Origin of the sequence: Trichococcus sp. ES5 (assembly GCF_900067165.1) — a bacterium.
GTDB classification, from domain to species: Bacteria; Bacillota; Bacilli; order Lactobacillales; family Aerococcaceae; genus Trichococcus; species Trichococcus flocculiformis.
In genome coordinates this window covers 184,799-199,678 of record NZ_FJND01000003.1, presented here as the reverse complement: position 1 = coordinate 199,678, position 14,880 = coordinate 184,799, and the positions used below count along the sequence as shown (strand labels likewise).

Annotated in this window: 14 protein-coding genes and 1 riboswitch; of the genes, 1 reads left to right on the top strand and 13 read right to left on the bottom strand. The window is 45.8% G+C overall.

The genetic code is table 11. The features are described from left to right. Nucleotide 1 precedes the first annotated feature (1 nt). A riboswitch (PreQ1 riboswitch) is annotated at nucleotides 2–47 on the bottom strand. A 390-nt stretch (nucleotides 48–437) separates the two neighbouring features. The 8 genes from alr to TES5_RS04445 all read right to left on the bottom strand — a co-directional run bounded on the left by alr (nucleotide 438) and on the right by TES5_RS04445 (nucleotide 9,274). Beyond that, nucleotides 438–1,559, bottom strand: a complete 1,122-nt coding sequence (gene alr, locus TES5_RS04480; RefSeq protein ID WP_068560251.1) for an alanine racemase — start codon at nucleotides 1,557–1,559, stop codon at nucleotides 438–440. A 14-nt stretch (nucleotides 1,560–1,573) separates the two neighbouring features. After that, complete coding sequence (gene acpS / locus TES5_RS04475; RefSeq protein ID WP_068560421.1) at nucleotides 1,574–1,924, bottom strand: holo-ACP synthase; 351 nt, start codon at nucleotides 1,922–1,924, stop codon at nucleotides 1,574–1,576. 121 nt (nucleotides 1,925–2,045) lie between these two features. Further along, complete coding sequence (locus TES5_RS04470; RefSeq protein WP_068560248.1) at nucleotides 2,046–3,614, bottom strand: degradosome RNA helicase CshA; 1,569 nt, start codon at nucleotides 3,612–3,614, stop codon at nucleotides 2,046–2,048. A gap of 405 nt (nucleotides 3,615–4,019) precedes the next feature. Continuing rightward, nucleotides 4,020–5,396: a UDP-N-acetylmuramoyl-tripeptide--D-alanyl-D-alanine ligase gene (gene murF / locus TES5_RS04465; RefSeq protein ID WP_068560245.1), complete on the bottom strand. Its 1,377-nt coding sequence runs from the start codon at nucleotides 5,394–5,396 to the stop codon at nucleotides 4,020–4,022. A gap of 138 nt (nucleotides 5,397–5,534) precedes the next feature. Beyond that, a complete protein-coding gene (locus tag TES5_RS04460) occupies nucleotides 5,535–6,620 on the bottom strand; it encodes a D-alanine--D-alanine ligase (protein WP_068560242.1) in 1,086 nt (361 codons plus the stop codon). A 174-nt stretch (nucleotides 6,621–6,794) separates the two neighbouring features. Further along, nucleotides 6,795–7,544, bottom strand: a complete 750-nt coding sequence (locus TES5_RS04455; RefSeq protein ID WP_068560239.1) for a hypothetical protein — start codon at nucleotides 7,542–7,544, stop codon at nucleotides 6,795–6,797. A 227-nt stretch (nucleotides 7,545–7,771) separates the two neighbouring features. Beyond that, the gene (gene htpX / locus TES5_RS04450) at nucleotides 7,772–8,680 is read right to left on the bottom strand and encodes a zinc metalloprotease HtpX (protein ID WP_068560236.1); all 909 of its coding nucleotides are present in this window, start codon (nucleotides 8,678–8,680) and stop codon (nucleotides 7,772–7,774) included. A gap of 36 nt (nucleotides 8,681–8,716) precedes the next feature. Continuing rightward, nucleotides 8,717–9,274, bottom strand: a complete 558-nt coding sequence (locus tag TES5_RS04445) for a LemA family protein (protein ID WP_068560232.1) — start codon at nucleotides 9,272–9,274, stop codon at nucleotides 8,717–8,719. A gap of 182 nt (nucleotides 9,275–9,456) precedes the next feature. On the opposite strand from TES5_RS04445, the gene TES5_RS04440 reads away from it, so the two are divergent. Next, nucleotides 9,457–10,236, top strand: coding sequence for an SMI1/KNR4 family protein (locus TES5_RS04440; RefSeq protein WP_068560230.1), 780 nt, complete (start codon nucleotides 9,457–9,459; stop codon nucleotides 10,234–10,236). Between the two features lie 249 nt (nucleotides 10,237–10,485). Here the strand turns inward: TES5_RS04440 and TES5_RS04435 are convergent, their stop codons facing one another. The 5 genes from TES5_RS04435 to TES5_RS15510 all read right to left on the bottom strand — a co-directional run. Beyond that, nucleotides 10,486–11,376: a DUF1801 domain-containing protein gene (locus TES5_RS04435; protein WP_068560227.1), complete on the bottom strand. Its 891-nt coding sequence runs from the start codon at nucleotides 11,374–11,376 to the stop codon at nucleotides 10,486–10,488. Nucleotides 11,377–11,490: 114 nt separating this feature from the next. Beyond that, the gene (locus TES5_RS04430; protein WP_068560224.1) at nucleotides 11,491–12,534 is read right to left on the bottom strand and encodes a LacI family DNA-binding transcriptional regulator; all 1,044 of its coding nucleotides are present in this window, start codon (nucleotides 12,532–12,534) and stop codon (nucleotides 11,491–11,493) included. 174 nt (nucleotides 12,535–12,708) lie between these two features. Continuing rightward, nucleotides 12,709–13,059 carry a PTS sugar transporter subunit IIA gene (locus tag TES5_RS04425; RefSeq protein WP_068560222.1) on the bottom strand — a complete coding sequence of 117 codons (351 nt, stop codon included), beginning with the start codon at nucleotides 13,057–13,059 and terminating at the stop codon, nucleotides 12,709–12,711. Between the two features lie 65 nt (nucleotides 13,060–13,124). Then, entirely contained in the window at nucleotides 13,125–14,444 is a 1,320-nt protein-coding gene (locus TES5_RS04420; protein ID WP_068560220.1) for a PTS sugar transporter subunit IIC, read from the bottom strand. A 205-nt stretch (nucleotides 14,445–14,649) separates the two neighbouring features. After that, on the bottom strand, nucleotides 14,650–14,880 hold a 231-nt coding region (locus TES5_RS15510), incomplete at its 5' end, for a transposase (RefSeq protein WP_232309285.1).

Sequence of the window (14,880 nt, the reverse complement as noted above, 5' to 3'; positions counted from 1 at the left end):
AAACCTCCTAGTTTTTTTTCGTGGGATGGTAGACGAACCACGCACTCATCTTTGAGCTAGGACAGTTTACCATACATGTTCGCTTTTGAAAACGACTGGCGACGTATTTTCATCTGATTTTCATTACCTAAAGGCGAGAGCGCCAGAGATGCGGATTATGTATGACTCTGTATGATCCTGTATGACTGTTCTCCTCCGGTAAAGCGCTTCTGGACGGAGGTGGAATGCGATCGAGCTGCTCTTCTCCGGCGAGGCAACCCTAGCTGGAGGTGGAACACAGTCCAGCCGCTCTTCTCCGGCGGAACAACTCTTAGCCGGAGTTGGAGCGCCCTCTCCCTCGCCCTCTCTCCCCCACATTCGTTTCTATCACACACACAGCAAAAAAAGCTGTCTGCCCCTAACAGGCAACCGACAGCTTTCCAGATTTATCTTTCCTTCTATTTGTAGATACGCGGAACGCGGGCGTTGATCCCCGTCAAAATTTCATATCCGATCGTATCAATCGTTACGGCCATTTCGGATGGATTGTTGACAAGCCCACCGTTTTCGCCCAAGAGCGTCACCTTCGTCCCAATTGGATATTCTTTCGGCAGACTGATCATGCACTGATCCATGCAGATGACTCCCCGGATTGGGCAGCGCTGCCCATCGACGATAACCGTCTGATGGCGAAGATCCCGCCGCCATCCGTCCGCATAGCCGATTGGGAGCGTAGCGATCCATTCTCCTTCAAAAGCGCGGTAACGGGCGCCATATGCGATTGTGTCGCCTTCATGCATCTGCTTGACATAGCTGATGTGCGTATCCAGCTGTACCGATGGCTTCAATTCATACGGAAGCTCCAATACGGTGTCAGAAGGATTGTACCCGTACATTGCGATACCGACGCGGACCGCATCCGTCTGGAATGCTTCATGCCAAAGGGAAATGGCGGAATTTGCCAGATGCACAATCGGCGGTCGCTGAGCCAATGCGTTCAAGATGTCTTCAAACAAAACGAGTTGGCGATCAACCAAGGTCGGATCTTCACCATCAGCCGTCGCAAAGTGCGTAAAGATACCTTCGAAAACAAAACCATCCAGTTCAGCAATACGAGCCTCAAAGGCTTTGACCTCCTCGACCGTCCGCAAGCCAATCCGTCCCATCCCCGTATCGATGGCCAAATGCACCCGAATCGGCAGCTCCGTTTTCCGTCTGTTCAGATACGGTAAGGCGTCATCCAACCATTCCTTTGCCGTTACGGCAACGCTGATTCCGTTATCAGCTATGAGCGCAGCGTCTTCTGACTCAGTTGGGCCCACGACCATAATGAAGTCATCGGACAGTCCGTTTTCCCGCAATTCCATTGCCTCATCCAACAGCGCGACACAAAAGCCGTCCACGCCTGCTTCCTTTGCCTTTTTCGCGACCGGGACAGCGCCCAGTCCGTAGGCGTCCGCTTTGACGACCGCAAAAAATTTCTTTTCAGGAGACAGACTCTTCCTGATTTGTTGGATGTTCCACGAAATAGCTTCCAAATCGATGGTTTCCACTGTGGGACGGTGCTTTCCTACTACCATGTTGTAAGACCCCTTTACTTTTCTAGTACCACTTGCGCGGCAATGATGTTCCCCGAATGGGTGATGGAAACGAACCCTTTCCCTTCGAACGGAGATTTGGTTATTTCAGGCTTCCGGTACTCTCCGGGCAAAATTTCGATATCTTGGAAAGACAATTTACCGATACCTGTTCCGTAAGCCTTCGAGAAGGCCTCTTTTGCGGCATAGCGTCCAGCCAGAAATTCCATTTGGCGTGACCCGCTCAAAACCAGAAACAATTTCAGTTCCGCTTCGGTCAAAACCCTTTCCGCAAAATCTGACCGCCGCTCATAGGCACTTGTGATGCGGTCCAGCTCGGTCACGTCCAATCCTATTCCATAAATCATTCCGTTCACCGCCTCTTTTTCATTCATTGTTCTCATTTTACCAAAAACAAAAAAAAATTCCAGCATAAGAAAAACCTCTTCTCCTGGCGGAAGCCAATTGGAGAAGAGGTTTTATCACTGATTAGTCGTTGTTGTTACGGATAGTGAAGCTATGGCTGCTTTTTTTAGGTGCGCTGGCACTGCTGCCGCCACCACGTTTGTCATCATAGCGTTTGCCGCCGGAGCGTGGTTTGCTGTCGCTTGAGCGATTTTTGTTGAAACTGCGCTCACCGCCGCGTTCTCCGCCGCCACGTCTGTCTGATGAACTACGGTTACCTTTGTAGCCGCCGCCACCTTTACCTTTGTAACCACCGCCGCCTTTACCTTTTCTTGAAGGTAATGGACGTTCTGGTGTGATTTTAACAGGAACATCAGTAGCATCTTTAGAAAGACTCTTCAAGAATGCTGCCACCAAATCTTCAGCAGTGTGTTCTTCAAGCAAGCGAACAGCTGCACGTTTGTATTTGTCTGTTTCTGTTTCTTTAACCAATGTTTCCACTTCATCCATAGCTGTTTTCACTTGGCCACGGAAAGCTTCTTCATCACTCGGTGGTTGTAATGGAGTGATCGGTTTTTTGGTCAGGTTTTCGATTGTACGCAAGTAGTCCATTTCGTTTGGTGTAACGAAAGTCACTGACATACCTTCTTTACCGGCACGACCAGTACGGCCGATACGGTGAACATAGCTCTCTGGATCTTGCGGGATATCGTAGTTGTATACGTGTGTAACACCTGAAATATCCAATCCACGAGCAGCAACGTCAGTCGCTACCAAGATATCCAAATCGCCTGTTTTGAATGCGTTCAATACGCTCATACGTTTTTGTTGCGTCAAGTCGCCGTGGATGCCTTCCGCACGGTAACCGCGTAATTCCAAACCTTTTGACAATTCGTCAACACGACGTTTTGTACGGCCGAATACGATAGCCAATTCAGGATTTTGCACATCGAACAAACGAGTCATTGTATCGAATTTTTCAAAGTCTTTACATTTAACGAAATACTGATCGATTAAGTTAGCTGCAGTGTGTGACGCTTTGATTTTGACATGCTCTGGAGCGTGCATGAATTTGACACCGATTTTTTTGATTGAGTCAGGCATTGTAGCTGAGAACAACAATGTTTGACGTTCAGCCGGTGTTTCGCTCAAGATTGCTTCGATGTCTTCCAAGAAGCCCATGTTCAGCATTTCATCTGCTTCATCCAGAACTAATGTTTCGATGTGATCCAGACGGATTGTTTTGCGTTTGATGTGGTCCAAAAGACGACCTGGTGTTCCGACAATAATTTGCGGTTTGTTTTTCAAAGCACGGATTTGACGGTTGATGTCAGCTCCACCATAGACAACCTGCACGGATACTTTTTTGTCGCGGCTCAAACGGTATAATTCTTCTTGCGTTTGGATAGCCAACTCACGTGTAGGTGCAATAACGATACCTTGAATAACTTTGTTGTTGTTATCGATTTTTTGCAGCATTGGCAATCCGAAAGCAGCTGTTTTACCAGTACCTGTTTGTGCTTGCCCAATAACGTCCAACCCTTGCAATGCCAAAGGAATGGTTTGTTCTTGGATCGGTGTTGCTTCCTCAAATCCCATTTGCTCAATCGACTTCAATAACTCCGCGTTTAACCCTAATTCTGAAAATTTCATGTTTCCTCCTAATTTTGAGAAACTAAAATTTAGAGAGTCTTTTCTTTTACCCACATATCTCATGCGGTTCATAATCTTATAAATAAAAGATAAACCTTTTTTACTTAATCCCTTGAATAGAAAGCTTGATAAATCAAACATTCTGCACTTCGCAGAAAAAACCCTCTTATTTCTCTATTCTTACCAACAGCAATAATAACACGTTCCGTAGATTATTACAAATCATTTCCTCTTAAAATAATGAAGTTCCTTACAAAAAAACCTTGTTGTAAGTATATTTTCAATGAAAATGACAAGTAATTCTACAATTTACCGACATTTGACATATGCGTTCCAGATTGGCTTTAAAAGGGGTCTGTTTGCTTTCGCGACGACGTAGCCCATCCAAATCCTTTATATTTCCTATTATACACGCAACGCTGCTACAACAGCCAATAAATCAGTGCCGAAACTGGATTTAATCAGCACTTGGTCGGCTTTTTGAAGCTCTGACTTCAACTTTTCGACCAGTGGTGTTTTCTCCCCAACATAATGATAAAGCGTGCCTTCCGGGAAGACAGTCCTTAAATTTTCATAAAGGGCGCCCATTTCCGGGCCGTAAAGATAGACCTGATCAAACTCTTCAGGGGAAATTTCGGCTGCCAATCCTGCATGCAGCTCAGCTGAACGTTCGCCCAGTTCACGGATATCGCCGAGCACTGCAATTTTCTTTCCCTCCCGCGGGAGCTTCGCGAATGAGCGCAGCACAGCCGTCATCGAAGTAGGGCTAGCATTATACGCATCATTCAACAACTGCGAGCCATTTACGCCATCCAGCCACTGCGTACGGTTGGCGGTCAGCTGGAAGGTCGCCAAAGCTTCTTTCACTTCAGCAAGCGGCATGTCCAATACTTGCGCAGCGGCTAAGGCTGCCAAAGCATTCCGGACATTGTACACACCCAGTACAGGGATCTCCAGATCGACGCTCGGATCCAGATTCACGTGAAATGTTGTTCTGGTTTTGCCTGGAACGATGTCATAGGCATACACGGCCGCCGTTTCATCTGTACCGAAAGTCAGTTGACGGAAGTGGGATTCCTCAGCCAGCTCGTCGGCAATCAACGGCTCGTCGCCAGGATAGATGAATGTCCCTTCCGGTTTCAATCCTTCCAAGATTTCCATTTTGGCTTTGGCGATGCCAAGGCGGCTCCCGAGGAACTCCAGATGACTGTCCCCGATCAAGGTGATGATGGCGATATCGGGTTTTGCCAATCGGCTCAACAAACTGATTTCGCCAAAATTGCTCATGCCCATCTCAAGCACCAGCACTTGAGTGTCTTCCGGCATCTCCAGAATGGTCATCGGCATACCGATTTCATTATTGTAATTACCTTCCGTCTTGTGGACACGAAAACGCGCGGACAGGATGGCAGCCGTCATGTCCTTAGTGGTCGTTTTCCCGTTGCTGCCGGTGATCGCGACCACTTTTGGTTGGATCATATTCAGATAGGCTTCCGCCAGTTTTTGCAAAGCTTCCAGCGTATCATCCACCAGAATGACGGCAATCTCTTCTGGCGCTTCTCCTGCTGGACGACTCCATAAAGTTGCCGTCGCCCCGTTTTTGATTGCCGATTGGACATAATCATGCCCATCCGTTTCCCCCTGCAAAGGCACAAACAAACTATCGGACGTTGCTTTTCGGGAGTCGAAGACTACGGAATTTATTTCAGCGAAGCGGTTGGCCGACGTATAGTCGATCGCTCCGACAGCTTTCACAACATCAATGATGCGTAATGGTTTCATACTCAGTTCCTCATTTCCGTTTTTTTTCGGCAGTTCCTTCGGCCGCTCTCAAAAAAAACCGTCCTTTCCCGGGTTCGCAGCAAGCAGTACATGCTTTCAGTGCTGCTGACGATCAGGAAAATCACGGCCTTTTGTTCATCATTCTACAAATTGATAGGATAATTTTTCTTCATGGCGCTTCAAGGCCAACTGGATCAGCTCTTCCACCAAGTCGCTGTATTTCAATCCCGTTTCTTCCCAAAGTAACGGATACATGCTGCGGGAAGTGAAGCCAGGCAAAGTATTGACTTCGTTTATGTAGATTTCATAGTTTTTGGTCACAAAGAAATCGCATCGGCTCAACCCGCTGCCGTCAAGCGCTCGGAAAGCGATTGTTGCATAATGCTGCAGCTTGGCAGTGATTTCTTCCGGTAATTCGGCAGGGATCTGCAGCAAAACTTCTTCATTGCCGTATTTCTCTTCGTAGTCGTAGAAATCTTTGGTTTTAACGATTTCACCAGGTACGGATGTATGGACATCGTCATTTCCCAATACAGCGATTTCGATTTCACGGGCTTCGATGCCTTGTTCCACGACCACGCGACGGTCATAGCGGAAAGCCGTCTCGATTGCAGCGGTCAACTCTTCAAGATCCGTAGCTTTGGAAATGCCGACACTTGAGCCCATATTGGCTGGCTTTACATACATCGGGTAAATCAGGCTACCTTCACATTGAATGAAAATCTTCTCGCGGTCATTTTTCCAGTCATTACGGGTAACGGCAACATATGGCACTTGCGGCAACCCTGCCTGTTGGAAAAGATGTTTGCTGACGATTTTATCCATCCCGCTGGCGCTGGCAAGAACACCACAACCAACATAAGGCATATTCAACACTTCAAATAGCCCTTGCACTGTACCATCTTCACCGTTCGGTCCATGCAATACCGGGAAAATGACAGCATCTTCAGACTGGATATCTGCAGGTGAAATCACTTCGCCGTATGATTGCCCCTCCTGCGAATCGGCAAAACGCTTCTCGGAACCCGGCTCCAAATAAAGATTCTCAGAGAATGCCACTGGTTCAGAAAGGGATTGCCCCTGAATCCATGCGCCTGCCTTGGTGATATAAACGGGCACAACTTCATAATAGTTGAAATAGATCGCTTTTATGATCGAATGTGCTGTCAGGATCGAAATATCGTGCTCAGCGCTCTTTCCGCCATAAATCAAATAAATTTTCATCGAGAAATCCTCCGAATTTTTTGATAACTGCTTTAACTCAAGGAACATTGTACCACATTTATTTTTTAGCTAAAACGATTTTTGTGAAAAGTGGAGTAGGCTTGCTATTACCTAGAATGAACCAACTGATTTCGGTTCAATGAAAACAGAAAAAGCCTAAGTTTCGGCTTAGGCTCATTCGAAGTCTATATCTATTTTCCATTCACTGCGTTCCATATCATAACAGATGGTGCCTACCGAATCCTTCTCGTTGAAACGGCCGCCGATGCTGGCGTAACGGTCTTCCGCGATGAACAATGGGATGCAGTATGTGCTCCCTTCGATGCTCATCTGTCTGAAAGAGATCACGGCACCTTCTTTGAAGATCGGAATGAATTCCTTCACGCGTTCAATCGGGAATGGCGCAATTTCTTTGCTTTTCTGATAGAAACGCTTCTTTTCATTCACTTTCTCTTTTAACTTGACGGTGATTGCTTCGGCGAACAACTCATGGAATTGCTCCAGATAGCGGTAATACATCTTAATGAAGCCATTCGGCAACGTGAGATAGATATAGTTATTTTGTAATTTATAGTAGAAAGGTGAGTGCAAGTGTGTGTGCGCATGGGCGATATAAAGGATCTCGGATATTTCTATCGGTGTGAGGAGATGCAACATGTCTACATTCACAAAATCAATCCACTTCCCCATAGCGGCTTGATTGTCCGTCCCTTTTTGGAAGAAAGCTTTTACGTTTTCTTGGCCTTTGATTACCTGAAAACCGGTATGATTATCATATGTTCCAATACTTTTTCTTCCGTCCACCAACAACAAGTTTTCTGGAAGCTTCCGGGCTAACTTTGTGTAATCTTTCACCGCTATCCCTTTGCTCAAAACATAATTGCTGACTGTTTCATAATGAACATATAACATATCTTCGCTCATGAACGATCCCCCCTTCCCAAAATATCCCTTATTATCATTCTACTACTTGCCGAACCGATTAAGGTATCAGTACCATGTTAATATTATTACAAATCCGTATCTTTTACAAAGATAATTTGCCTTTTTCTCCTATTTTTTTTCACAGCAACAAATTGAAAGGGTTTTCAAATCAAAAACCGAACTATATTGGTTCAATTTGATTGAAACGTCCGAAAAAAAGAAGCTATTTACATAGCTTCTAATCGTTTGATTCGGTTTGCCGTTGAGGGGTGTGTCGAAAACAGACCGTCACTTTCTGCTTCACCTTCCCTCATCCGTTTGAAGGGATTCACAATGTAGAGCGAGGCGCTGGCAGCATTCGCCGCCTCCATCGGTTCGCTTGTCGCTATTTTGATTAAAGCGGATTTCAGCCCTTCCGGATTGCGCGTGAACTCGACCGCACTCGCATCCGCCAAATATTCGCGGTTGCGGGACAGCGCCAGACGGATGATCGTGGCTACAAAAGGCGACAGGACAAGAATCAGCAAGGAAAGGATCAGCAATATGATGCCCGCTCCTCCGCTGTTATCGCTTTTGCGTCGTCGGCCGCCGCCACCCCAGAACATCATCCGGGTGCTGAATTGGGCCAAAAATGCGATCAACCCCGCAATCGCCAAAGCGACAGTGGATAGGCGGATGTCGTAATTGCGGATATGCGCAAACTCATGCGCCAACACACCTGTCAGTTCTTCCCGGTTCAGTTTTTTCAATAAGCCGGTCGTCACAGCAACCGATGCCTTTTCCGGCGAATTTCCGGCAGCAAAAGCATTCGGACTTTCATCCTCGATGATGAAGATTCTCGGGAACGGCAACCGTGTCACAATCGTCAGTTCTTCCACAATATTCCAAAGCATCGGGAATTGCGCCTTATCGGTTATTTCCCGGGCATTGTTCAAGCTCATGACCACTTGGGTGGATTGTGCCACCATGATGGCGACGTAGGCCACTCCGATAGTCAGCGCAAGCGCAAGCCCGGACAAGGCATTATCCCAATTCAGATAGCCGATGGCCGCCCCCAATGCCGCAAACAGGAGAAAGAATAAGAAGACAATCAGTACGGTGCGCCGTTTATTCTGCTCAATTTGTTGATGGAGCAAGGGTACTCACCAACTTTCCATCAAAATCATATTTTCTCAGAACGATACTTTCGGTACATTCTTTTCTTCTTCCGGAGTAGCCAGAACGACTTCCGGACGGAAACCATGGACATTTGCCACAATATTGCTCGGGAATGTGCCTAGTTTGATGTTGTATTGTGTGACACTGGAATTGTACAGTTGGCGCGCATAAGCGATTTTATTTTCAGTAGCGGACAATTCTTCCTGTAAAGCCAGGAAATTCTGGTTCGCCTTCAGATCAGGGTATGCTTCCGCCAAAGCAAATACGGTCCGCAATTGACTCGAAAGCTGATTGGACAATTCCATCTTCTTGGCCGGATCTTCCGTTCCCATATCCGAAATCAGATTGCGCAAATTGATGACTTTCGTCAAAGTTTCTTGCTCATACTTCGCATAACCTTTGACTGTTTCAACGATGTTCGGGATCAGGTCGTTCCTGCGTTTCAGTTGGACATCGATTTGACTCCAAGCCTCTGTTACCCATAATCTATTTTTCACAAGACTGTTATACAACGAAACCCATACTGCCCCGATGATCGCTGCCACTACAATGATTCCTATTAACCATTCCATTTTGCTCACAACTCCCTTTCTCTCGCGCCGCCTCTGCAGCTGACCTAGACAACTTTCCGTCTACACCTTCCATTATAGAAGAGTCTATTCGTTTTGTAAAAAAATAGACGAACGATCTCTGCGCCGAAAAGTTCCGGCATCTGTGCTATCATGAAGGAAAGAAAAATAGATGAGGTGTACTTATGTATTTTATCCCGCAACATACTTTTAAAAATCTGCCCATCCTCTTCAAAACTGATCTTTTGTACAAAGATGTCACTGCAGTTCATCTGCCACAGGCTTATCTTGACCTGCTGGCAGAACAGAATGGCGGCTATCTGTTGTGCTCCCGCATCCCGACCAAAGAGCCGACATCGGATGGCCTCGATTATGCAGCAGTCCATGAAATTTTGGGTCTTCACGACAATCGCCCGAACAGCCTGTATGCCCAGCAAGCAGTTATCCGTTCAGCAGGACTGCCGGATTATTTCGTGCTTTTCAGCATCAACGGAAGCCAACTATTTGCCTTCGACTATTCAAAATTATCCCTGTCCGGCGAACCCAGCATCCGCTACATCGATATCGAAACGGACAATTGGCAGACAGTGGCTGCAGATTTCGATCAATTTCTGCAGCTCTTGAATCCCGCGCCCATTGCCGTTCCTGAGGAGATCCGGCTTACGCACACGGAAGGCGCGCACGCCTTTTTGCTGACCGACGCCGCAGGATTGCCGGAACTGTTTCTGCATTTCGAGGATGACCCGGACAAACAATGGTATCTCCAATGGATTGCTTATTTTTCCGACCATCCCGATCCGGCCTTCCGAAGCATCGCCTGCGAAGCTTTGGAAACGCAGATACTCTATTTCCGGAACGAACTGCCGGATAACGTCACGGACGTACTGGCGAATTTCCTTGCCGATTCTGATGCTGCCATTCAAAGGTTGGCAGGAACGTTGGCAAAAGAACTGGCGGATGAGTGAATGCAGAAAGGCAGAATCAGTCACTGCTCCGGTTAGCGAGTCCTCGCCGGAGCTGGTGCCGCGGAAACGCCGTCATTTCCGATGAAGAAAGGCTCGCCGGAGAAGAATCCGTGAAATCTGTCGGAACTCCGGCGAAGCCTCCGTTCAACGGAGATCGGAGATCCTTAAAAAAACTACTTCCAAAAACAGGGGACTGCCACACGCGGCAGTCCCCTGTTTTTGTGATTATGCTTGTTCCTTCAGCTACTGCTAGTAAAGATTCTTCGTCTTGTGGTCTTTACTTTTGACAGCATTTTTCATCCCGACGAGCGTGAACGTATCATCCAGCTTTACCAGCCGCGCAAATTTCAAGGTACTGTCGCCGACAGTACCTTTGCCGTCGTCCACACCCAGACTCGGAAAGATGGCATCGCGATGTACCGATGTGTCATAGCTTTTGTTCCCGATTTTCGGATAAGCGATGTAAAGATAGCCTTCCGGATTCAGGCGGTCGTGGTTGATCGTATCCCAGACGCGTGCCTTCAGTTCCTCCAACGTCAGGACGTAGGAAAAAATCAAATCGTATTTTCCGGCATCCACATCCGTATCATAGGAATCCAACTCCGCAAAATCATCCGCCACGGCGCGCTCTTTCCCCAGAACGGCACGCTTTTGGAATTTTTCGAATCCCAACCGCTTCGCAATGGAAGCAGAAGCAGGAAGTGCTTTGTCAGCTGCCTCTCCTCCGTAAAGTTGGGTTGCATGAGCGATGTCTTCCCGGATCATCTCCTTCAGCACAGCTGTATCGATGTCGGAAAGCTTGTTGACGTACACGCAGCCCTTTCCGGTTTTGTGTTTGCCGAGCTTCGCAAGTAACTCCTCACGTTTTCCATCCGGCAGCATAAAATAAAACGTCAGCGCGGTCTTGCGCGGCGAAAAAGCAGCCAGCGGGGCATCGCCTTCATGGCCGCTCGCATACCGGTAATGATATTTCCCGAATCCGATGATGCTCGGCCCCCACATTTTGGCTTCTTCTCCGGTCACTTCCGCAAACAACGCCAACAGCGTGTAAGCATCCTCTTTCTTTTGCGGCTGCTGGATTTCCTCGATGAACTTCTCCACGGACACTTCCGTGGGCTTGGTTTTAGGTTCGTACGCCATCTTCGCTTACCCCCTCATCCTTTGTTAAAGCTATCATAGCAAAACCATCGCCTCCCCGTAAAATCCTAGCCCTGACGACAGCCGATTCAGGGGAAATATGCCGGTTGATCCAATTTATTTCAACAGTGCACAGCTCTCTCTTTCCACCAATGTGACGGGCACTATATTTACAGAAGGCTTCACATCCTGTTCAATAGAGGCAACAATCGACTTTGTTGCGAGATCTGCCATCTCCACCAACTCCATCTTTATCGAGGTAAGTGGCGGATTAAAATATTTGGATGATTCAATGTCATCAAACCCTATCACAGAAATATCCTCCGGAACTTTGAGCCCTGCTTCTTGGATGGCTTTGATCGCACCAAATGCTATTTTGTCATTACTGGCAAAAATGGCCGAAAACTTACTTTTTCCGTTGAATAATTTTTGGGTCGCTTCATAGCCGGCATTTTCGACAAATTCACTGTTTATGATCAAGTCCTTATTTACTTTTATTCCGGCATCTTCCAGGGCTTTTTTGTATCCTCTGATTCGGTCTTTGGATGAGAATTTAGCCGTACCACCTGTAATGTGTGCGATTTGTTTATGTTTCATATCTGTAAGATATTTCGTTGCACGATAGGCACCACCGTAATTGTCAGCATTCACTATCGTGCACTGATTGTATGTGACATCATCTGGTCGGACTGATTGATCAACCAATACAACTCTGTAGCCTCTTTCGATTATTGTCTTTATCGATTCATCATCATCATTCTGGCCTATAAAAATCCCTCCGGAGACTATCTTATTGTAGAAGCACTCTTTGATTTTTTCATAACCTGCAACAGTGTGTATGATATGAACAAGGACCAAGTAGTCCATTTCACTGGCTGTCTCTATCACGGAACTAGTAAACTCCAAATAATACGGACTTTTGGTGATTCTGTTTTTTAGTCCGTCTTCTTCGTTGATCAGATCTACAATAAAAAGTCCGATCACTTTGTTCTTGCTCCCCGCGAGCATCCTTGCTGAAGCATGCGGAACATAATCATGTTCTTTGATTACCTTTAAGACTTTTTCTCTTGTTTCTTCCGGGACATTTGAATAATTATTGATTACTCTGGATACAGTACTGCGGGATACACCTGCAAGTTTTGCAATTTCAGTACTATTCATAAACGCATCCCCTCTCATTCATAAACTCGTGTTCATAATCAAACACTATACCATTTGACTAGTTTTTTCAATCTTTTTAAAAAAAATAAGACACCCAGGAGGATCCCGGGTGCCCTGAATGCTTTGAGCTATCTCACCATCGAAAATAGTTTTCGTGTCTGAGTGACGCAAAAATTATAGTGAGCCTGCTTCTTTTTTTTCTGTATTACCTTCTGTACCCTTTAACTGCTTGAACATTTCGATCATTTCTTCGATCAGTAATTTCGTTGTCTCTGCCACCATCATTTGATCCTCTGCATGCATGATGATCAGCGAGAATTCAACTTTTTCACCGGCAGCTTCTTTTTGTATTAAGGAGGCATGTGCGTGATGTCCGTTCACAAGACATTCCGATGCTTCGGCCATTTTTTGTTCTGCTTCATCGTAGTTGCCTTCCCTGGCAACTCTCAAAGCTTCGACAGCAAGTGATTTTGCCATTCCCACATTACTGATTATATTGAAAGCAGTCAATTCCATTCCATCCATGTGTAAATCTCCTATTCTGAATCAACCAGCTTATTTTTTGAATAACGCATCAGCAGCTATTCCGTCTAGATTGATCCGGTTACTTCTTGCGCCGATATTTCATTTTCTGCTTCCTCTTCAAGGACTGCAGCTTTATTAGCAGCAATAACAAACGGAGAGTAAATCAACACACTCACTGCAAGACAGATAAATCCGACAAACAATGCAGTGATATTTCCGCCTGTACCTAAGAACGGCATTAATGGCCCTGGGGTTGTCCAAGGAACACCAATCGTTACTGGCGGCATAATCTTAAGAACCATAACAGCGGTATAGCCGATCATGATATTGACCAATGGTGCTATGATAAATGGAATGATATAAATCGGATTCAAAACGATCGGTAATCCAAATATGACCATTTCATTGATATTGAATAATCCTGGTGCCAAAGAAAGTTTCGCGATACTCTTTGATTCCTTATTTTTTGAGAAAATAAGCATAGCAATAATCAGACCTAACGTCGCACCCGAACCACCGTATTCAGAGAAAGCCGTAGCTAAACCACTATAAGTTATTGGATAAGGCGCTCCCCATGTAGTCCCTTTATCCGCATAGTACAAAAGATTCGCATTTCCGGCTTCAGAAAACATAGTATCTCTGATGGCCGCAATCGTATTTGGTCCATGGATTCCCATTGCCCAGAGCGATTGGGACAACAATGCCAATACAAGCACAGAGAAGAGACTTTGACTCATTCTGGTCAATGGCGTTTGGATGATGCTGTAAATCAATTCGTGTAATCCGCCTGGTGCGGCCATTTTCACGAAGTAGTTCAGGACAGAGAAGAAGATTGTCGTGATGATGATCGGTATCAGCACTTTAAACGATCTAGCGACAGCCGGTGGCACTTGTTCCGGCATTTTGATTTCCAACTTATCTGATTTTGATAATCTGGACATTAATTCCCCTACCAAAAGCCCTACCAAAATCGCTACGAACAAGCCTTGAGCACCCGTGTATTGTGTCGTAATATAATTGATGCCTTCATTGTTGAAATAATCAGGGTAGATGATGAAATAAACGGAGATTGCCGTCAAACCTGTAAGCAGGTCATCCGCATCCATCAGTTTCGCAAGGTTTCTGGCTATCAAAAAGACAATCAGGATCGAGAAAATATCTGCGGAACCTTTAACGACAGGAGCGAAGACGGCTTGGAATTTTACAATACCAGGAAACAGCTTATCGAATTGCAGGATTTTGAACATGAATCCATCCGCCGACAAGAATACATTATTCAGCAACACCATCAAAGAGCCCGCCATCGTTAATGGGAATGATAAAATGAAGGCATCTCTTACTGCACATATATGTCTTTGCGCATTCAATTTTGTAGCTAGAGGCACTAACCTGAATTATTCATACCACCCCAAATCTTGATATGAACAACTCTATTTCATCTGCAATATTGGATTTTTGGCAGAGCTATTATTTTTTCCCTTTCAAAACGTCTCTTAGAGACGAAAAGAAGCACGGAATGCGATTGTTATTGTGTTTTTGGGCATACTAATCCCTTTGTTCGAACGTTTTTTTTAAATTTGCGGGGTCTCCTCACCAAGACAAGGATTGAATTTGCCGTAGGATATGAAAAAATTCATCTTGGTAGACATGATGGGTGCTGAGTTTTAGCATCATGCGTCTTCCGCTGTGGATCAGTTTCCCAGCGATCTTGAAAAACCGAAGACGAATACTTTGTATCTGTAGGCCTTTGGCCTTTTCCGGGAAAGCTAGTGTGCGTATAAAATTGTTGATGTTATAGGAAAGGACGCTGACCATCATGCG

Excerpts from the sequence above, each read along its gene's own strand:
- alr (WP_068560251.1), bottom strand. The coding sequence starts at position 1,559 with ATGGTAGTAGGAAAGCACCGTCCCACAGTGGAAACCATCGATTTGGAA.
- acpS (WP_068560421.1), bottom strand. The coding sequence starts at position 1,924 with ATGATTTATGGAATAGGATTGGACGTGACCGAGCTGGACCGCATCACA.
- TES5_RS04470 (WP_068560248.1), bottom strand. The coding sequence starts at position 3,614 with ATGAAATTTTCAGAATTAGGGTTAAACGCGGAGTTATTGAAGTCGATT.
- murF (WP_068560245.1), bottom strand. The coding sequence starts at position 5,396 with ATGAAACCATTACGCATCATTGATGTTGTGAAAGCTGTCGGAGCGATC.
- TES5_RS04460 (WP_068560242.1), bottom strand. The coding sequence starts at position 6,620 with ATGAAAATTTATTTGATTTATGGCGGAAAGAGCGCTGAGCACGATATT.
- TES5_RS04455 (WP_068560239.1), bottom strand. The coding sequence starts at position 7,544 with ATGAGCGAAGATATGTTATATGTTCATTATGAAACAGTCAGCAATTAT.
- TES5_RS04445 (WP_068560232.1), bottom strand. The coding sequence starts at position 9,274 with ATGGAATGGTTAATAGGAATCATTGTAGTGGCAGCGATCATCGGGGCA.
- TES5_RS04440 (WP_068560230.1), top strand. The coding sequence starts at position 9,457 with ATGTATTTTATCCCGCAACATACTTTTAAAAATCTGCCCATCCTCTTC.
- TES5_RS04435 (WP_068560227.1), bottom strand. The coding sequence starts at position 11,376 with ATGGCGTACGAACCTAAAACCAAGCCCACGGAAGTGTCCGTGGAGAAG.
- TES5_RS04430 (WP_068560224.1), bottom strand. The coding sequence starts at position 12,534 with ATGAATAGTACTGAAATTGCAAAACTTGCAGGTGTATCCCGCAGTACT.
- TES5_RS04425 (WP_068560222.1), bottom strand. The coding sequence starts at position 13,059 with ATGGATGGAATGGAATTGACTGCTTTCAATATAATCAGTAATGTGGGA.